14 protein-coding genes are annotated in these 20,279 nt (G+C 63.7%); 2 read left to right on the forward strand and 12 right to left on the reverse strand.

Annotation, left to right across the window (positions count from 1 at the left end; all coding sequences use genetic code 11):
- Window positions 1-2: 2 nt before the first annotated feature.
- Window positions 3-449 carry an MgtC/SapB family protein gene (locus SBA_RS01225; RefSeq protein WP_224548047.1) on the reverse strand — a complete coding sequence of 149 codons (447 nt, stop codon included), beginning with the start codon at window positions 447-449 and terminating at the stop codon, window positions 3-5.
- Between the two features lie 247 nt (window positions 450-696).
- Here SBA_RS01225 and SBA_RS01230 point away from each other — a divergent pair, with 247 nt between their 5' ends.
- Together SBA_RS01230 and SBA_RS01235 are read left to right on the forward strand one after the other, a co-directional pair.
- The gene (locus SBA_RS01230) at window positions 697-1,047 is read left to right on the forward strand and encodes a hypothetical protein (RefSeq protein WP_261935618.1); all 351 of its coding nucleotides are present in this window, start codon (window positions 697-699) and stop codon (window positions 1,045-1,047) included.
- A gap of 192 nt (window positions 1,048-1,239) precedes the next feature.
- Entirely contained in the window at window positions 1,240-5,976 is a 4,737-nt protein-coding gene (locus SBA_RS01235; protein ID WP_261935619.1) for a M10 family metallopeptidase, read from the forward strand.
- A 283-nt stretch (window positions 5,977-6,259) separates the two neighbouring features.
- Here SBA_RS01235 and SBA_RS01240 read toward each other — a convergent pair whose 3' ends face one another.
- The 11 genes from SBA_RS01240 to SBA_RS01290 form a co-directional block, all read right to left on the reverse strand.
- Window positions 6,260-7,561 carry an HlyD family type I secretion periplasmic adaptor subunit gene (locus SBA_RS01240; protein ID WP_224547926.1) on the reverse strand — a complete coding sequence of 434 codons (1,302 nt, stop codon included), beginning with the start codon at window positions 7,559-7,561 and terminating at the stop codon, window positions 6,260-6,262.
- A complete protein-coding gene (locus SBA_RS01245) occupies window positions 7,558-9,285 on the reverse strand; it encodes an ATP-binding cassette domain-containing protein (RefSeq protein WP_261935620.1) in 1,728 nt (575 codons plus the stop codon). The genes SBA_RS01240 and SBA_RS01245 overlap by 4 nt, the downstream gene beginning before the upstream one ends.
- On the reverse strand, window positions 9,282-10,667 hold the full coding sequence (locus SBA_RS01250; protein WP_261935621.1) for a TolC family protein: 1,386 nt from the start codon (window positions 10,665-10,667) through the stop codon (window positions 9,282-9,284). Before SBA_RS01250 ends, SBA_RS01245 begins: the two co-directional genes overlap by 4 nt.
- Window positions 10,668-10,999: 332 nt before the next feature.
- Window positions 11,000-11,536, reverse strand: a complete 537-nt coding sequence (locus SBA_RS01255) for a phosphoribosyltransferase (protein ID WP_315975789.1) — start codon at window positions 11,534-11,536, stop codon at window positions 11,000-11,002.
- Window positions 11,537-11,571: 35 nt separating this feature from the next.
- Window positions 11,572-12,699, reverse strand: coding sequence for a glycosyltransferase (locus tag SBA_RS01260; protein ID WP_261935622.1), 1,128 nt, complete (start codon window positions 12,697-12,699; stop codon window positions 11,572-11,574).
- Window positions 12,696-13,781: a sugar-transfer associated ATP-grasp domain-containing protein gene (locus tag SBA_RS01265; RefSeq protein ID WP_261935623.1), complete on the reverse strand. Its 1,086-nt coding sequence runs from the start codon at window positions 13,779-13,781 to the stop codon at window positions 12,696-12,698. Before SBA_RS01265 ends, SBA_RS01260 begins: the two co-directional genes overlap by 4 nt.
- Before the next feature lie 3 nt (window positions 13,782-13,784).
- Complete coding sequence (locus SBA_RS01270; RefSeq protein ID WP_261935624.1) at window positions 13,785-14,597, reverse strand: NTP transferase domain-containing protein; 813 nt, start codon at window positions 14,595-14,597, stop codon at window positions 13,785-13,787.
- Window positions 14,594-15,625, reverse strand: coding sequence for a D-alanine--D-alanine ligase family protein (locus SBA_RS01275; protein ID WP_261935625.1), 1,032 nt, complete (start codon window positions 15,623-15,625; stop codon window positions 14,594-14,596). Before SBA_RS01275 ends, SBA_RS01270 begins: the two co-directional genes overlap by 4 nt.
- Before the next feature lie 100 nt (window positions 15,626-15,725).
- Window positions 15,726-17,066, reverse strand: coding sequence for an alkaline phosphatase family protein (locus SBA_RS01280; protein ID WP_261935626.1), 1,341 nt, complete (start codon window positions 17,064-17,066; stop codon window positions 15,726-15,728).
- A 133-nt stretch (window positions 17,067-17,199) separates the two neighbouring features.
- On the reverse strand, window positions 17,200-19,506 hold the full coding sequence (locus SBA_RS01285; RefSeq protein WP_261935627.1) for a TonB-dependent receptor: 2,307 nt from the start codon (window positions 19,504-19,506) through the stop codon (window positions 17,200-17,202).
- A 120-nt stretch (window positions 19,507-19,626) separates the two neighbouring features.
- Window positions 19,627-20,259 carry a DUF4198 domain-containing protein gene (locus tag SBA_RS01290; RefSeq protein WP_261935628.1) on the reverse strand — a complete coding sequence of 211 codons (633 nt, stop codon included), beginning with the start codon at window positions 20,257-20,259 and terminating at the stop codon, window positions 19,627-19,629.
- Window positions 20,260-20,279: the final 20 nt, after the last annotated feature.

Raw genomic sequence — 20,279 nt, forward strand, 5'->3', positions numbered from 1 at the left:
CGTCAGCCTGCGTCGTCCTCGTCGCGCTCATTCTCCGCCGGCTTGAGCGGCGCCAGCACCCAGAAGGTCAATAAGGTGAACGCGGTCAGCACGACGGCGACGTCATAGCTGCCCAATCCCGCGGCCACGCCGACCGCCCCGGTCACCCACAGGCTGGCCGCCGTCGCCGTTCCCCGAACGCTGTTCTTCTGCTGCAGAATGGCGCCCCCGCCCAAGAAGCCGATACCCGCGATCACGCCTTCCAATACGCGGGCGATGGCGGCAGGATCATGCGCCATCATCGTCTCGACCGCCTGTACGAAGCCACAGCTTGCGACCGCGACCAACGGAAACGTCCTGATGCCCGCGCTGCGTTCCGCCTGCTCCCGATTCCAGCCGATCGGCAGGGCCAGTCCATAGGCGATCGAAAGCGCGAGCAAATGGGGCAATATCGCGAAACTGTCGGTCATATCGGACACAACGCGCGGCGATCCATTCGGATGCGCAACGACGCGATGTGCCGTCGGCCGAAGCCCCGACGATGGTAGGCCGGCATCAGGCCAGACGATGGTAGGCCGGCATCAGGCCAGCCGCATTGTCGGAGCTCCTCACGCATGATAAGGTCGCGGCTGACGCGTCTTATAGCAGTTTCCATATGCGTATGTCGACGAACCGGAGCGGCCGATATCCTGCATCAACACCAATGGTGAGGGACTCATGACGAATCCTGCGTTTTTGATATGCCTCGGTTTGCTTGCAGGCGGCGGAATGGATGATGCGCCAGCAGACGGCACGCCTGCGCCGACAAAAGTTCGCAGGCTGCCCGGCACTGGCGGCATCATGACGCCTCCCCCCGATCCCGAAGCCGCGATCCGGTCCGAATTTACAGCGGTAGAGCAAAAGGATTCGGCGTCGGCCTATGACATGTTCGCGCGACGCCATCCCGGCCACCCTCTTGCTCGCGAAGCCAAGCGACGCGCCACAACTCTGAATGCAAAAGCACCGCGCCGCCTCGATCCGACACCTTGTCTGAATGGCGCCTCGCGCAAATGCGATCCACCATCCTGATTTTGCGCAGAGTCGATTTTCCAAAAACCCAAACAATACAATAGTCTATTTTTCGATGATGACTATGCCGTTGATTTACAGGACAAATGTAAAGCTTGGCATGAACAGTGAATAGTGCCATTAAAGCCCGCAACAAACGGTCGCCAATCGACACAGTGAACGTGTCAGCCTCTCTTCTCTTTAGGAGGATGTATGTTCAAGGTCACTGGCTCTGGGCCCGTCAAGGTCAAGTTAACTCCCGATTATTCCCTTCCCTCGACTTCGGATGCTAGCGGATCGAGGCCGGAATTTACCGGCACATGGTCGCTGGCGCGCGAAGCGCAGGTGCGCAGCGAAGTCCGGCTGCTCTATCCGATGGATGCACCGACACCCCCTGCCACCACGCCCAGTTCCGGTGATCTGGCGGAAAATGGCAGTGCTTCCACGACGGTAACGGTAGGCGCTACGGGCGACGCCCGCATTGATGGCATCCTGCGCGGAGTCGCCTGGTCCGGAGGCATCACCTATTCGGACGTGGACTCGACGGCCGACTATCAGTCTGGCTATTTTTCCGATAGCGACGGCGACGGCACCAGCGCTCAGAATGAGGGCTTTTCCCAATTCACGGCGCAGCAATTGCTGGCGATGCATTCCGCGCTCAACGCAGCGACCTATACCCAGCTTGCCGGCGCCTACGGCTTTTCGATCGAGGGATTCACTAACCTGACCATCGACTATGCCGGTGCAGGGCTCGGCACCGCCACCATCCGCGGCGCCAATTCCAGCGATGCGCCGACCGCCTATGCCTATTATCCGGCCAACAACATCTATGGCGGCGATACCTTCTTCGGCAACGCCTATGACGGCACGTCCAATTCCCTGAAGAACCCCGTGGCAGGCAACTATGCCTGGCATACGATGCTCCATGAACTAGGCCATTCGCTCGGCCTGAAACATGGACAGGAAACGGGCGGCGTCAGCAACGTGGCGCTCCCTACCGCCTGGGACTCGATCGAATTTTCGGTCATGACCTATCGCAGCTATGTCGGGGCGCCGCTCAGCGGGTACAGCTATGAAGAGTTCGGCGCGCCGCAAACATATATGATGCTCGACATCGCCGCGCTCCAGACAATGTATGGTGCGGATTATACGGTTCATGCGGAAAACACGACCTATAGTTGGAATCCGTCTACCGGCATCACCTATATCAATGGCGACATCGCCATCCAGCCCGGCGACAACCGTATTTTCGCAACCATCTGGGACGGCGGCGGCGTCGATACATATGACCTGTCGGCCTATAGCAGCGGCGTCACCATCGATCTGACGCCCGGCGGCTATTCGCTGTTCAGCGGAACGCAGCAGGCCTATCTGGGCGGAGGCAATTACGCCCGCGGCAACATCTTCAACGCCCTCACCTTCGGTGGCAGCAACGCTTCGCTGATCGAGAACGCCACGGGCGGGTCGGGCGGCGACACGATTACCGGCAATGCCGTAGGCAACCTGCTCAAGGGCGGCGGTGGCACCGACACCATCTATGGCGGTGACGGCAACGACGTCATCCAGGGCGGCTTCAATGCAGACTTCGTCTATGGCGAGGCTGGCGACGACGTCTTCCAGGTACTGCAAGGCGAATTTGGCGACAATATCGATGGTGGTATCGGCACGGATCGACTGGATCTCAGCAACTATACCACAACCTACGGCGCAACCGTCGATCTCAGCGCTGGCACCTGGGACTTCAATCCCAGCTTCGGCGGCCCCTACACCATTACCGGGGTTGAAAATGTCGACGGCACCCAGCTTGCCGACACCATCACCGGCGACAGCAACAACAATGTCCTCAATGGCAATGGCGGTAACGACACGCTGAAGGGCGGCATCGGTCAGGACACCATCTATGGCGGTGACGGCAACGACATCATCCAGGGCGGCTTCGGGGCCGACACCGTTTATGGCGAGGCTGGCGACGACGTCTTCCAGGTGCTGCAGGGCGAGTTTGGCGACAATATCAACGGGGGCATCGGCACCGACCGGCTCGACCTGAGCGATTACACCGCCACTTATGGGGCAACCGTTGATCTCAGCGCTGGCACCTGGGACTTCAGTCCCAGCTTCGGCGGCCCCTACACCATCACCGGGGTCGAAAATGTCGACGGCACCCAGCTTGCCGACACCATCATCGGCGACGGCAACAACAATGTCATCGACGGCAATGGCGGTAACGACACGCTGAAGGGCGGCATCGGTCAGGACACCATCTATGGCGGTGACGGCAACGACATCATCCAGGGCGGCTTCGGGACCGATTTTGTCTATGGCGAAGCGGGCAACGATGTCTTCCAGGTGCTGCAGGGCGAGTTTGGCGACAATGTCGACGGCGGCAGCGGCACGGATCGGCTCGACCTGAGTGACTATACTGCGACCTATGGCGCCACGGTAGATCTGGCAGCGGGAAGTTGGGACTTCAATCCCAGCTTCGGCGGCCCCTACACCATCACCGGGGTCGAGGATGTCGACGGCACCCAACTCGCCGACACCCTGACCGGCAACAGCGCCAATAATGTGCTGAACGGCAATGGCGGCAACGACGTCCTCAGCGGGGGCGCCGGCAACGACACCATCAACGGTGGCAGCGGCGACGACCAGATGATCGGCGGCACCGGCAATGACATATTCGATGGCGGATCGGGCGTCGACACTGCCTATGGCGAAGCGGGCGACGATATCTACAAGGTCATTGCTGGCTGGAATGGCGGCTATGGAGAGTTGTTCTCTGGCGGCGCCGGCGTCGATACGATCGACGGCTCCGCGCTGTTCTCCGACTATGTGGTCAATCTTTCCGACGGCGAATTCGCGATCAGCGGCGGTTCTGGCCTGATCGCGCTCGCCAGCGTGGAGAATGCGACGACCGGGTCGGGCAACGATACGCTCACCGGTTCGGGGGAGGCCAATCGGCTGATCGGCAATGCCGGTGCCGATACGCTGAACGGCCTGGACGGCAATGACGTGCTGCAAGGCGGGACGGGTAACGACCGGCTGAATGGCGGCCTGGGCGATGATACGCTTGATGGCGGTGCGGATGTCGACACTGTCACCTATGCCGGCATGGCTGCCGGCGTAACCGTCAGCCTCGCGATCGCAGGCGCGCAGAACACGATCGGCGCCGGCACAGACACGCTGGTCGGTATCGAAAATCTGGCCGGCACATCCTTCAACGACGTGCTCACCGGCAATGGCGGCGCCAATGTGCTTACCGGCGGTGCTGGCAGCGATACGCTTGATGGCGGTGCTGGCGCCGACACCATGGATGGCGGCACGTCCAGCGACATCTATTATGTCGACAATGTCGGCGACAATGTCGTGGAAAGCTTCTCCACCGGCGGCACGGACGATCAGATTTTCTCGTCCGTGACCTATTCGCTGTCGGGGCGCCATATCGAAAAACTGACCTTGACCGGATCGGCCAACATCAACGCCACCGGCAATGACCTGGCCCAGACGATCACCGGCAACAGCGGCAATAACAGCCTGAGCGGCCTTGGCGGCAAAGACGTGCTCAACGGCGGCATGGGCAACGATATGATAGACGGCGGCGCCGGCAACGACACCGCTTCCTATGCCGGCATAGCAGAGGGAGTGATCGTCAGCCTAGCGATCGCGGGCGCGCAGGATACGGTCAGCGCCGGCACCGATACGCTGGTCGGCATCGAAAACCTGACCGGAACATCCTTTGATGACGGGCTGATCGGCAATGGCGGCGCCAATGTGTTGATCGGTGGCGCTGGCCTCGACATCCTCGACGGCGGCGCGGGCGCAGACATCATGGATGGCGGCACATCCAACGACCTCTATTATGTCGATAATGTCGGCGACAATGTCGTGGAAAGCTTCTCCTCCGGCGGCACGGACGATCAAATCTTCTCGTCAGTGACCTATTCGCTGGCCGGGCGCCATATCGAACGACTGACCCTGCTCGGATCGGCCAACATCAACGGCACTGGCAATGACCTGGCCCAGACCATTACCGGCAACAGCGGCAATAACAGCTTGAGCGGCCTTGGCGGCAACGACATACTCAACGGCGGCCTGGGTAACGATATGATCGACGGCGGCGCAGGTGTCGACACCGCCAACTATGCCGGTGCGGCAGCCGGCGTGACCGTCAGTCTGGCGATCGCCGGAGCGCAGAATACGGTAAACGCCGGCACCGATACGCTGGTCGGTATCGAAAACCTGTCCGGCACAACCTTCAATGACATATTGACCGGCAATGGCGCCGCCAATGTGATTACTGGCGGGTCGGGCAGCGACACCATCAACGGTGGCGCTGGCGCCGACACCATGGACGGTGGCACGTCCAGCGACATCTATTATGTCGACAATGTCGGCGACAATGTCGTGGAAAGCTTCTCGTCCGGCGGTACGGACGACCAGATTTTCTCGTCGGTTACCTATTCGCTGGCCGGTCGCCACATTGAAAAACTGATCCTGACCGGGGCGGCCAACATCAACGCCACCGGCAATGACCTGGGCCAGACCATTACCGGCAATAGCGGCAATAACATCTTGAGCGGCCTTGGCGGCAACGATGTGCTCAACGGCGGACTTGGTGCGGACACGCTGATGGGCGGCACCGGCGCCGACATCTTCCTGTTCAACTCCACGTTGGGCGGCGGCAATGTCGATACGATGGCCAGCTATGTCGTGGCCGATGATACGATCCAGTTGGACGACGCCATATTTACCGGGTTGGCGCTGGGTACGCTGTCGGCTGCTCAGTTCCAGATCGGATCGGCCGCCAATGATGCTGCGGACCGGATCATCTACAACAGTGCAACCGGCGCGCTGTTGTTCGACGCGGATGGCACCGGAGCGATCGCGGCGGTTCAGTTCGCGACGATCGGCACGGGATTGAGCATGGTCGCGTCCGAATTCGTCATCGTGTAAACGTGACCCAGATATTGTGAATAGGGCCACCCGATCCCGTCGGGTGGCCCTTTTTTTTGGATCGAACCCAATTGGCGGTGTTGCGGCGGTAAGATCAGGGCGGAACGTCATCCGCGGAAATCACTGCTATCGCGCGAAAGGAATGCGCCATGAGAAAGCACGCGTGATGAGGCCGAACCGGTCAGCGAATGGCCAATCCACGGGTAACAAGCGGCGAATCATGCGATGGATATAGGATAGACCGGCACCTGTGTCTCCGCCGCTGGATCGCCAGGAAGCCCGCTCATTCGCGGAAGGCCGTTTCCTTGAGGCGCGTCAGCGGGGTCAGAATATAGGCCAGTATCGTGCGCTTATCGCCAAGCAGGCTGACATTGGCCCCCATGCCCGGCCCGATGCGAAGCCTATGTCCTTCCTTGTCCAGGATGGCATCGCTACTCGTGCGCACCCGGACCAGATAATGGCTCTCGCCGGTCCGTTCATTCACAACCGCATCGGGAGAAAGGGCGACGACCTGTCCCTGCATCGACCCATAGATCGCGCTGTCATAGGCCGATATTTCGACCTTGGCCCGCTGGCCCAGCCGGACCGATGCGATATCCTTGGCGGCCACCATCGCCTCGACCAGCAGGTTGTCGCGGGCCGGCACCATTTCCAGCAAAGGATCGCCCGCACGCACGCTGCCGCCCACCGTCGTCACGAAGACGCGGTTGACGCGGCCGTCCAGCGGCGCGCGCACGATGGTGCGGTCGAGCTTATATTCATAGGCCGGCATCGTCGCGTCGCGCACGGACATTTCGGCGCGCGCGGCAGTGAGTTCATCCCCCGCACGCGCGATCCAGTCGCGCCTCTGCTGCATCGCGCTGGCCTGCGCCTCCGCCAGGATATAATGGGCGCGGCTGAGCGCGGCCCCGGACCCGGCCGCTTCGCTGGTCGCGACGCTATAGGCATTTTCCGCCTGTAGCAGCGACCGGCGTGGCTCTATCCCTTCGCGCACCAGCGGACGCATCAGGTCGAGGTCGGTACGCGCCGTATCGCGCGCGGAAATGCGGGCGGCCTGAACCGCAGCGGCCTCACCGATCCCGCGTTGTGCCTGGGTGACGCGGGCGGACCCGACATTGGCCAGGCTGGCCAATTCGGCCATGCGCGCGCGATACAGGCTCTGCTCCACCGCGATCTGGCTGGCCATGCTGGCATTGCGGGCGGCTGGAAAGACCGGGTTGCGCCCCGAAATCTCCGCCTCCAGCCGCAATATCTTCAGGCTAAGCGCATCGCCGCTGGCCCGATTGCTCGCCAACTCCGCGCCAGGCTGGATCGGGCTGAGGCGAATCAAAGGGGCGCCAGCTTTCACGTCCTGTCCGGTCCGCACGAGGATCGTGTCCACCACGCCGCCTTCCAAGTTGGAAATCACCTGCAACTGCGAACTGGGAATGACCCGGCCATTGGCGCGCACGGTCCGGTCGATTTCGGTCAATCCCGCCCATAGCAGGAAGATCAGCAGGAAAGCCGCGATCGCCCATAAAAAGATGTTCGCGGGGACGGCGGGCCGGATATGCGCGTCACCCGGCAATTGCGCCTCGCCGCTCATGCCGCCTTGCCCCGCGTCAGCCGCTGCAGGATGATATCGCGCGGCCCGTCGGCGGCGATCCGCCCCTGTTCCATCACGACGATCCGATCGACCAGCCGTAGCAGCGAGGGCCGATGGGTGATCAGCAATATGGTGCGCCCCTCCACTTCCGGTTGCAGGCGGTCGATCAGGTCGGTTTCGGTCTGGATGTCCATCGCGCTGCTTGGCTCGTCGAAGACCAGGATGGGCGGTCGTCCTGCCAGGGCGCGCGCCAGCGAAATGGACTGCCGCTGCCCGCCCGACAGGCCTTCGCCGCGATCCGTCAGCTTCAGGTCATAGCCATTGACGATCTTGCCCATGAAACCATGGGTGCCGCTCAGCGACGCGACGCGGATCATCTCGTCATGGTCGATATCCGTACGGTCGAGACAGATATTGTCCCGCACCGATCCGGCGATCAGCACATTATCCTGCATCGCAGCGCCGATGAACCGGCGCAATCGGCCGGGATCGAACTGACGCACATCGGTGCCGTCGATCATGACCACGCCCTCCTGTGGTTCGTACAGGCCCAGGATCAGCCGCGCCAGGGTCGACTTGCCCGACCCCACGCGGCCCAGAAAACCGACGCGCTCGCCCGGCGCGATAGACAGGCTGATCTGATCCAGCGCCTTTTCGGCGGCGCGCGGGTAGCGGAAGGCGACATTGCGCAACTCGATCGCACCCAGCAGCTGCGCGGGTTGCAGCGGCTCGCCCGCCGGCCCTTCGCTGGGCGTGTCCATCAAGGTGTTGATCTGGCGGCAGGCGATGCGGGTGGCGGACAGGCGCGCCAGCAGGTTGGCGATCTGCGCGAGCGGAGCGATCGCGCGTCCGCACAGGATGGAGCAGGCCAGCAGCGCACCGGTCGTGATGCTATTGTCGCGGATCAGCCCCACGCCCAGAATGATGATGCCGCAATAGGCGATGATGTTCGCGCTATTGGCCACCGTCATCGCGATCGATGCCGTCAGTCGCTGGCTCAGCGAACTTTGCGCATGGCTTTTGAGCGCCGACCGCCACCGCGCGCCCAGCATCCCGCCCGCGCCGATCGCCTTCACCGTTTCCAGGCTGCCGACGGTTTCCACCAGCACCGACTGTTTGCGCAATCCGTCGCCCAGACTGGCCGCCGACAAGCGGTCGAGCGCCGGGTTGGTTATCAAGCCGGCGACGACCACGACGGGGATCATCGCCAGCGGCGGCAGCACCAATATCCCGCCCAGCATCGCCATGACCGCCAGCGTGATGATGACGAAGGGCACGTCGATGATCGCCGTCAGCGTGGCGGACGCGAAGAAGTCCCGCAGCGTCTCCAGTTCACGCATCAGGCCGGTGAGCGTGCCGGTGGACCCGGGGCGGCGGTCGAGTCGCATCGACAGCAGCTTGGCGAACAGCGTGTCGCCCACCTCATAGTCGATATTGGCACCGGCGATATCGACGAAATAGACGCGCAGCAGCCGCAACACGAAATCGAATATGACCACGATGGCAAGCCCGATGCTCAGTCCCACCAGCGAGGAGGACGCATCATTGGGTATGACCCGATCATAGACGGTCATCGTGAACAGGGAAGAGACCATCGCAAACAGATTGATCATGGCAGCGGCGGCCGCGACCTTGATGTAGGTGCCGCGATTGCGCAGCATGGGTTCGATCAGCCAGGGTGCGAAGCGTTGCCGGGCGGCGGCGATCAGGGGCTGGTCGGTCATGGCGTTTCCATCCGGTCCGAAGGAGTGACGGCGATCGAGAGGCTGGGCAATAATCGCCCTGTCCGGCCCAGCAGGGCAAAGCGCGACACATCCCGTTCGGCCAGGGTCTGCACATAGCTTGCAATGGAATAGAAGTAGTTGTCCTCGACATAGAGCAGGTCGTAAAGCGTACCCTGTGAGGCTTCGAAGCGCGTGGCGATGACGTCGCGGGTATTGCGATTGGCGATATAGCTCGCCTCCGCCGCGGCGAGTTGATCGTCCAGCGCCCTGATATCGGTGAGCGCGATCTGCGCGTCACGCACCGCTTCCTGCCGGACGCGGTCGGCATAGGCGTCCGCAGCGTCCGCACGCGCGGTCGCCTGGTCGGCCTTGGCGTTGAAACCGGCGCCAAGCTGCGCTCGCACGATGATGCGGCCGCGCACATCATAGTCGCCGGGGCTTTCGAACACGCCGTAGCGCCCCGCATCCACGCCCGCGGCGATGGTGGGCAATCGTTCCGATCGGGTCGCACGCGCTTCCTGCCGCGCTGCCCGCGCCTCCGCCTCCGCCTTGCGGACAACCGGCGATCGCAGCACGATCGCATCCAGCATTTCCATGTCATCGACCGCTTCGGGCGGCAGGACGGCTCGGGTCAGCGCAGGCGGCGGCTCGTGGCCGGTCAGCGCACGATATTGCGCCTCCGCACCCGCCAGGTCACGACGGATGCCGGCAAGCCGGGACCGGACATTGGCGATCGAACTGTCGACCCGCGGCAGATCGCCCTGTGCCGAAAAGCCCTGATCGATGCGGCGTTGCAAACCCTCGCGCAACTGCAGCTGGCGCACTATATATTCCTGTGCCGCCTGCGCCATCAACCGCTGCGAGAACACCGAATACCAGGCGGTGATGGTTCGCAGCCCCACTTCCTCGCCATAGCCCAATATGCCCTGCTGCGCTGCATCCACGCGCGCGTTGCCCGCGTCGATCCGGTTCGAAGCGGCGCCGAAATCGAGCAAACGCTGTCGCACGGAGGCCGTCGCATCGGTCCGTCCTTCAGGTCGCGACCGTTCGATGATGTTACCGGGATCGTTGGAGAAATTGCGGGCGACCGATCGATTGGCATCGATCGACAGGTCTATCGAAGGAAAAAGCAGCGATCGGGCCTGTGTCCGCGCCGCGCGTGCCTCACGTTCACTCGCTCGCGCTTCGTCGAGCAGCGGATTGTTGCGGATGGCCGTTTCGATTTCCGATCGGAACAGCGGGTCGGCGACGGCCGGTTTAGCCAGTTCGAGCAGCGGGTCAGATTCTGTCGGCGCGCTGAAGGGCCGGGGATTGGGCGCTTGAAGGAGCTTGCGCGTCGCATTGGCGGCGCGCGCATCCTGGCCCTGAATGCACAAGGCCATGCCGAACGCGATTGCGGCGCACCCGGCGGCGCGGAGGTCTGCCCCCCTCTTCCTATCCTGCGATGTAACAAAGCACAGTGCCCCGGCCGCGCGTATACCCCCTCCAAATCTCCGCAATACTCAACAAAAGTTTTGCGGCCATCTGGCGATTCTCAACATGCCCGAGAACGGGTGCGCAGGCAACTTACATAGATTGTAATGTTCGACGAAATGAACGCCCGATCAATTCAATGCGATAGGATGGTCTGCCAAATAAATTTGCCGTCAACCATCTCGATATCGTTACCCCTATCCCGGCCTTGATCTTTATCCTGTCATCCCGACGAGTTGGTTCAGGCCAGTCGATCTGGCAAGGACAGCGCTTCCTCCACGATCGCCTCTTCCGCCGCAAGTGCTTCCCAGGGAAAGACGAACCAGCGCTTGTCGATTTTGCGGTCGATATTATCCGCGCAATAATCGACCGTCTCGCCGGAACTGTCATTATTGAGCAACACCGCAAAGCGCACATGACGCAGATCACTGCCCTGGTCGCGCAGAAGGCGGCGAAGCTGGCCGATCGTCCCGCCGCTGTCGTTGATGTCGTCGATGAGCAGGCAGCGGACACCGGCCGCGCTTTTGGCCGCGATGCCGGCGAGCGCGGGGTCGGCGAGGGCGAGCAGGTTGCTGCTATAGTCGATCGACAGCATCGGCCGGTTCAGACGATGCGACAGATAGACCGCCGGAACGAGGCCGCCCCGCCCGATTCCGACAAGAATATCGGGCATCCATGCATCCGCCTCGATCCGGCGGCCGAGTAGCGCCACGTCGGCAAGGAACCGCGCATGGGTGATGGGATAGAGTTCGGGACTGGCGGACGGGTTCATCGGCATGAATCCAGTTATCGGGCTGCGTCGAAGAAAAACGGTCAGCCTGTCTTACGGGACGGCGCGACGGACGCAAGAAGCCCGGCCCACGCTTCCATCATCATATCCAGCCGATAGGCTCCAATCCGGTCGCCCGGTCGCACAGCGTGCGCCGGATCGATCTGCCGCGTCATCGCCTGCGCCATGGCAACAGAGTCCGACGGATCGACCAGCAATCCGTGACGCCCTTCCGCCAAGAGCGACGCCGCATTGCCGGCGCTGCGCGATGCGACAACGGGCACATTCAGCGCCATCGCCTCCAGCAGCACATTGGCCGACCCCTCCCACCAGGACGGCAGGACGAATGCACCGGCGCGCGCGAGCCAGGGGAAGACATTGTCGACCGTACCAGGTAGCAGCAGGTCCGCCCCGATGCCGAGCGCGTCGGCCTGGTCGCGCAGCATTTGTTGGGACCGGTCGCGGCTTTCGCCCAGGATGATGAGCCGGGCCGCCGTTCCAGCCCGGCGCATTTCCGCAAAAGCCGCCAGCAAGGTGCCAAAATTCTTCTGCGGCGCCAGTCGGCCAATCGCGACGATGACCGGTACGCCATCGTCATAGCAGCCATGCGGCGCTGGACCCGCCGCGCGGGCGCGGGCGATGGTGGGGTCGATCGCATTTTCGATGATGCGCGCCCTGCCTTCGGCAAGAGCGCAGGCGAAGGCGCCGACCGCCAGTGTGGGTGACACCAGCACCAAATGATCGGCGTCGGCCGCCAGCAAGCGCATGGCGAACGACCGGCCGAACCGACCAGCCATGCTCCCGGGCGTGCCGGGCGCGGCGCGGCGCAGATCGTTGCTGATCCGATAGACCCGACGAAGACCCGGCACGACCCGGCTGCCCAGCAGCGCCGTCAGATGGCCGTGATTGCCCGCCGACAATAGCACATCGGGTCGCGCCCGGCGCAGATAAGCGTGGAGCCGCGGCATCGCCCGCCATTTCTGCAGCGCCCGCGATCCGCCTGACCCCGCCAGCAGCGGATGATGCGGCACGCCCGCCACCCCTTCCCCGCCGGACAGCGCCGTCACGAGCGTAACGTCATGACCCCGCGCGCGAAAGTCGCTGGCCAGCAGGCGTGCGTTGCGCACGACGCCGGTCGCCGCGAGCGCATGGACATAGAGGGCGACCTTCACCGCCGGTCCCGCTGCACCGCCCGCGCTGCACGCCAGTCCGCGTCCGTCAACCGATCGAGCGCGTGACGATAGAGGGCGCCCAGCCGACTATCTGCGACCCCCCGGCCGTTCACCAGTTGCACGATGTCGGTGCCGGGGTTCCAATTGCCCTCGATCAGCACCGGCCCCTGCGTCGTCAGACCGATGTCCCAGCCGATCAGGGTGAAGCCCTGCCGGAACCGCTCATGCGCCTGGAGCGCCAGCGCGCGCGCCGCGTCATGATCGGGGATAGTCGCGCCTTCGATCGCCATGCCGGTCACGGGGTGGCGGCTGTGGCGGGATGGCGCGCGTTTGCCGCCGCTGCGCCAGGCTACGCCGCAACGCCCTTGTCCATCGACCGCCAGAACCAGATTGCCCGCGTTGAAATTATCGACCGGTCGCGGCCCGCCTGCCGACAGGCGCAGCGCCATATCGCAGATTTCCGGAGCGCGCGCCTCGTTCAGGCAGGTGACGATGCGCAATGTCGGCAGCGCGCCTGGTGACAGGTCCGCCAAGGCCGCATGGGTCGGCAGGCGCTGCTGAATGACGCCGCCCTTGCGCCACAGCGCGCGTAGCGAAACAGCGAGTTGGACAGTTGTGAGGATTAAATCGCCGTTGCGCCAGCCATCGCCATTGCGGACGAAACGCTCTACGCCCTGTCCCTTGGATCGATAGCTGGGCTTGGCGATGATGTCGTCCTGCCCGGCCAGCCAGTCGCCCAAATCCATAGCATTGGGGTCACAAGCGTCCGGCAGCGGTAGTCCCGACGCCATTTCTGCAAATAATTGCTTATTTTTCAATATGTTATTTGACAGCGGGAAGGCGCCCGGGTTGAGCAGCCGATGCAGGCCCTTGCGATCCTTCATGCTGAGGCCCTGCGTCCGCACGGCTTCGCCCAGATAGAGCCGTTCGGCGGGGGACCATCCGCCACAGCCGATCGCAGACAGACCATACGCCGCCAGCCGCCGCGCAGGCGGCCAGTGGCGCGCCAGTCCGTCATGATAGGCGGCGATCAGGCTATTGCCGCCGTCCCGCCGGACCGGCAGCGCGCGCAGCGTGAGCAAGCCTTACTCCGCCGCCACGGCCAGCGTGCTGCGCCCGGCCAGCATCTGTTCCGCCACGGCGTGCGAACGCGCATGGTCGACGTCGATCGCCACGGCGCCATCGGTCAGGATCACAGGGCTGATGGTCAGACGGAAGCGGTGCGAAAAGCGGGCGAAGGCCTGCTCCAGCGTACCGATGCCCAAACGGAAGCGGAGGAGGTTGAGCAGGCCGAAAGCGCCGACGATGCGCGCCGGATGCTTGACGAACTGGCCACCCGACCGGAACGTCTCCGCGGCTTTCAGCGCAGCCCGATCGCGCAGCCAATAGCTGTTGCAGTTGGAATAGCTGTCGTCGGCGAAATTGTAGAATTTACGCTGTCCGTGCGGATGGGCGGCCAGCACCGACGCCCGGCGGGTGAAGGCGACGGCGGCATCCGCCGCCTGCGCCGTGCATCCGTCCAGCATCTCGTCCACCGCCTCCGGCGTCAGCATCACATTGTCGGCCGTGGTGACGAACAACGGGAAGGCCGCGCCGGCCGCACCGGCCAGCACGCTATCGACCAGATTGGGCCACGCCGCCACGCCGACCACCCGGCCGCTATGGAGCAGCCCGCGCAGCGGCGGGAGACCGGCCAGCAACGCCGGGTCTTCGATCACCACGCGCACCTGCCCGATCCGGCGATTGGCGACCAGCGCCTCGATTACATGGAGCAGCATGGGCTGGCCCGCGACCGGGACCAGGCATTTATGGGTCACCCCCGCCGCCAGCGCCAGCGGATCGGTCGCGCCGTCACGTCGCCCTGCGAGCAGGATCGCCGTCGTGCCGCCGCTCTTCATGCCGCGACCCGTACGATGGCGTCGCTCAGCAAGCCCTGCCGCGCCAGGCTATGGCCGACGATCGTTTCGACCAGCGCCGCATGATCGAGGCCGATCGAGGCGGCCGAGCGGGAGATCGTCTTCTTCGACCACAGGTTGCAAGACAGGTTCACTTCCATGAACAGCACTTGCCCGCTCGCCGGATCGTAGCGAAATTCGAACCGGCCATAATCGAACGGCCAGAATTCGGGCAGCAGCGCGGCCGTCATCGCCTCCAGCCGGGCGCGCAGGTCCATGTCCTCGACCAGCACGAGCGGATCGTCCCCCGCATCGATCAGGCCACGTTTCTCCTCATAGCTGCGTTCGCGATGGGGATCGGCCGGCACATATAGCATCGGCGGCAAGATCCAGGGCTGGCCGCCGCTGCCGCCGATCACCGGCACCGCGACGTCCAGCAGCGGCGCCCATTGTTCCACCAGGACATCATGGCCCAGCGCGAACAGGCTGTCGGCATGATCCTGCGCCGCCGTCCAGTCATCCACCATCTTCACGCCCCAGGAGGCGGAGGAGGCGTTGGGTTTCACCACCAGCCTGTCGGCCTGGAAGGCGGGAGCGTCGAACAGGCCGCCGCGGCGGAACAGTTGCGCGTTCATCGTCGGCACGCCGCGCGCGCGCGCGATCAGCTTGCTGAGATATTTGTCGTCGGACAGGCCGCGCACGATCGGACTGGCGCCCAGATGGGGCATGGCGTGCCGGCTCAGCAGCAGCGGCGCCAGCATCTCGCTATTCTGGAAGCCGCCGCGGTTCAGCAGGGTGACGACGAAGTCGGCGTCGGGCCGATCGAACAGCGCGTCGTAACTGTCGGCGACATCGACATGCAGGCCGATCGCCTCCAGCGTCGTGCGCATCTCATGATGATAGACGGCATGATTGCCGTCCTGCGCATCGGGCCGGCCGCCGGCGCGGGCATGCTTGGCGAGGAAGAGGATATGCAACCGCGCCTTGTCGGCAGCCGGGATGCGGATCTGGCGGGGATGTATCGCTGTCATTGCGCCAGATTACAGCCGGCAAATGACGCGCCGCTTACGGCGCGGTTGCAGCGACATGAAGGCCACCGGTCAATCCGATGACGCTTTGTGCGCAGTTTTGTTACCGCAGGTCGATCGGCGGCGTTTCCGCATCGGGCAGCGTGCCGCCCATGATCGTGGCTAGCGTCGGCGCGATCGCACGCATGTCGATCCGGCCCAGATCCTTGCCCGCGGCGATGCCTTTGCCCATAGCCATGAAGGTCGCCTCCAGATGGGCGGGGCCGGGCAGATAGCCGTGCATCCCCTTGACCGGCGTGCGCGCCACCAGCGGCGCACCCGCGCCGCGGAAGATGTCGGTGACGAAACCGGGCTTCAGATTGACATAATAGGCCGCTTGCGGATTGCCGCCGACCCTGGCGATCGCCGCCTTGTCCAGCACCGCCGCAATGCCGTTCGCCGGGTTGGCGGCGAGCCGGTCGAGCAGTTGTTTCGTGCGGTCGGCGATGGCAGCGTCCTCCGGCCGCGCGAGCATGATCGCGGCCGACCCGCCCGCTATCCAGGGCATCGCCTGCCAGGACGCGACCTTGCCGTCCTTATCCAGCGTGATGAGGCCTTCGTCGATGAAGGCGCGGAAGAGGTTGAGGCCGGTGTGCGTCGCTTCGAACCCATGGTCGCTGACCAGTGCGATCGCCGCATCGGGATGCGCCCTGCGCTCGGCGGCGATGAGGTCGCCGACGATCGCGTCGATCTTTTCCAGCACTGCCTTGGCGGCAGGCGTGTCCGGCCCCTTTTCATGCTGCTCATGGTCGAGCGCAGTAAGATAGACGGTCAGGAAATCCGGCTTGTGCGCGGCGATCAGCGCGGTGGCGAAACGCCCCCTATTCTGGTCGCCGGACAGGCTTTCATCGATGCCCATGGCGTAGGGATGGCCGACCTTCGCCTCCAGATCGGCCTTCAGCCCCGGCGTCGCCAGCGCATCCAGAAGCTTGGCGTCATCGGCATGGCCGGTGCGCCAGATTTGCGGCAGGTTCCAGGTCACGCCCTTGGCAGCGACGCTGACGGGCCAATGGATATTGCCGGTGGACAGGCCCGCTTTCGTGGCCGCCTCCCACAGGGTCGGCACCTTGATATCCTGTGCATACCAGTACCAGCCGCCCTGGTTGATTCCGGTCGGATCGAAACTGTTATTGGCGACGACGCCATGTTTGGCCGGCGACACGCCGGTCATCAGCGTCGTGTGGCTGGGATAGGTCAATGTCGGCGCAACCCCGGTGACGCCCGACGCATGGGCGCCCTCGGTCAGGAAGCGGCGCAGATTGGGTAGGGAAAGGCCGCGCTTTTGCGCCTCCAGCACGTCGCCGGGGCGCAACCCGTCGATCGAGATCAGGAGCAGCGGTTCCGCCAGCGCCGTTGAGGGGAGGAGGATGGCGAGAGCGGTGGTGAAGAGCGCGGTCTTTTTCATGAGGATTGTTTGTCTTTCCTAAGCCCCTTCCCTTCAGGGGAGAGGTTGGGGTGGGAGCTTGCCCCTGTGGCTGCGCCTGATCGACATCCCCCACCCCCGGCCCTTCCCCTGAAGGGGAGGGGTGAACCAGTGCTTAGAACCCCGCCTTGGCGGTGATGAAGAATTGCTGCGGCGCGCCGACCAGCAAAGTCTGCGCGTCGCCGCTGTTGCCGAAGCCGCCCGACCCGATCGTGCCGACATATTTCTTGTCGAACAGGTTGGTGGCGTTGAGCTGCAATTCGATCTTGTCGGTGAAGCGATAGCCCAGCGAGGCGTCCACGATCAACCGGCCGGGGACCGACGCGTCGTTGGTGTAGCTGTAATAGCGGCGCGACATGTAATTGGCGCCGATCCGGCCGAAGATCGGACCCTGGTCGTAATTCACCTCCCCGCGCAGCATATGTTTGGGGCTGTCGACCACGGTCTTGTCCTTGATCGCGGCGACCAGCGTGCCGTCGCTGCTGTTGAACACATTGTCGCGATAGGTGGCGTCGGTGTAGCTGTAGCTGGCATAGACGCCGAAGCCATGGCCGAGCTTCAGGTCGCCCGCAGCTTCGACACCGACCGCGCGCACGCCGCCGACATTCTGGAGGGCGGAGGCCAGACCCTGGATCGGACTGCCCACCTGCACCGCGAGCAGGCGGTTCTTGAAGTTGACCAGATAGGCGCCGAGCGTGCCGTTGAAGACCGGCGTATTGTAGCGCAGGCCCAGTTCGAACGTGTCCGACGTCTCCGGCTTCAGATCATCCTTGATCGCGTCGAAACCGGCCTGGTTGGTGGAGAAGGGACCAGTGGTCGTGGCGCTGGCGAAGGCGCGGGTCACCTGGGTGAAGCCACCGAAGATTTCCGCTTCGGGGCTCAGCTCCACCGCGAAGCCGGCATGAGGCTGAAACCAGTCCTCGACCTTGATCTTGCCCTGTGGGAAGCTCGCCTGGACGATGGCCTCGGCCTTGTTGGTGACCTTGAAGCCCTTCCAGCCCAGGTTGATCGTCACCATGCCGAGGTCGATCTTGTCCTGGACATGATATTGGAAGGTATTGGTGGTGAAGTCGAATTCCCACTGGGTCGCGAACGGGTTCTTGGGATAGTCGCGGAACGACAGGCCCGGCTCGGTGCGGCTGGCGAAGGCGTAGAAGCGCCGCGCCTGATGGAACTGGTTATTTTCATACCAGGCGCCGACGCTGAAATTCTGGATGCCGAGCGTGTAGTCGACACTGCCGAACGCGCCGATCCGGTCCATGTCATATTCGGTGGTGCGCACCGACATCGGCACGCCGTTCGGGCTTGGCGTATAGGGGGTCGCCCACAGGCCCATGCCGCTATTATTGTGATAATAGCCCTTGATCTTGAAGGTCGCGGCATCGCCGATCGGCGTGGTCAGCCCCACCGCACCCAGCCAGTCCTTGCGCAAGCCGGCGGCGTCATAATAGGCGTCGTCGGCGCTGGTGACATTGCCCGGATAGGTCTGGCCGGTGGCGACGGGCGCGCCGCTATAGTCGTACAGGCCGTCGGGAAAGGGCGAGCCCCCGCTGTTGCTGACCTTGTCGACGTCGTTCAGGCGGTCGGCATAGTCGATCGCGCGGGCATAGTCGGGATAGGTGTTGTCCCAGTCCCAGCCCAGGCGGCGGATCATGCCCATCGACATGTCCTGATAATCCTGCTCGCGCCGGTCCGAATAGCTCAGCCAGCCGTCAATCTTGGCGTCGCCGACCGGGATCACGACCTTGGCGTTGCCCATATGCTGGTCCTGGACGCCCTCGCCCTTATATTTGTCGGTCGAGCCATAGCCATAGGACACATAGCCGCGGATGCCGTCTGCACTGCCCAGATTGACGCGGCCAAAGGCGCGCCAGGTGTCGTCGCTGCCATAGGTCAGGTTGCCCTGCGCGCCGAACTCGCCGGTGGGGTCCATCGAGAAGGTCTCGACCGTGCCGCCCAGATTGCCGGTGGCCTGCGTACCAAGCGAGCCGGCGCCCTGCGACACGCGCACGCTGCCGATGTTCTCGCTGCTGATCGCGCGGGTGATGTGCAGGCCATTATGGTTGCCATAGCTCATGTCGCCCAGCGGAATGCCGTCGAAGGTGAAGCCGAGCTGGTTCTGGTTGAAGCTGCGGATGGTCACACGCTGCGACCATTCATAATTGCCGAACGGGTCGGCCGACTGGAAATTGACGCTGGGCAGCTTTTCGATCGCTTTGAGCGGATTGGTGCCCGGCGTCAGCGTGACGATGTCCTTGGCGGAGATTTCCTGCACCTGACGGGTTTCGCCCCGGCCGAACACGATGATGTCGGCGCCGGCGTCCGCCGCCACATCGGCCGCGGCGGGCGCAACGTCCTGAGCATAGGCGGATTGGGCGATGATGGCGGTCGACGCCATCAGCAATATGGTGGTGATACGCATTTGGATAGTCCCCCTCTTGGACCTGAAGTCGGGGGCGGCCTATCCGCATCATGTTGCACCGCAATGTGGTTTGGTTGACGGCGCCAAGTCATATCGATGACAGGCGCCGTCACATATTGATCAGTCGTTCAAGAAGGTCAGCGTCGCCATATGATAGAGGGTCGCGACCTTCTGGTTGGCCAGGCTGAGGTCACCCTTTTCCTCCTGCGTCGCGCTCAGAATATAGCGCCCCTTGTCCTTGAGCGGCAGCGCCACGCGACCCTGGGCATCGGTCGTGAACGCCTTGGTCCATTTGTCGGGCGAAATGACGGTCAGCTTGGTGGCGGGCACCGGCTTGCCTTCGCGTAGCAAGGTGAAGCTGTCGGCATGGGCGGCGGTCGGCACGATCTCCAGCGGCAGGCCCGCCTTCGCCTCGGCGCGGCCAGCGCGGGCGTAATAGATTACGCCTTCCTTCTTGCCCTCTTCGCCCCAGGGTTCGAACACCGTGTCGTCGATGACGCGGACGTCGCCGGCCGGTGCCGCAACCTCGATATAGCCGGCCTTGCGGACCTGCGCCGCCTGCGACGCGGGCATCAGTTTGGGCGCCTTCAGCTTCTCGAACTCGGGATCTCCGCCTTCGGGTAGCGCCTCGCCCGGTTCGCCCAGATAGATGCGCGCTGGCCCCGTGCCGTCCCGCTCCACCCATATTTCATGCGCCTGCGCCACGCAGGACAGGCTCACCAGCGCCACCAGGGCCAGGGATAATCTCTTCATGCTTTCTCTCCTTTGATATC

Origin of the sequence: Sphingomonas bisphenolicum (assembly GCF_024349785.1) — a bacterium.
Taxonomy (GTDB): domain Bacteria; phylum Pseudomonadota; class Alphaproteobacteria; order Sphingomonadales; family Sphingomonadaceae; genus Sphingobium; species Sphingobium bisphenolicum.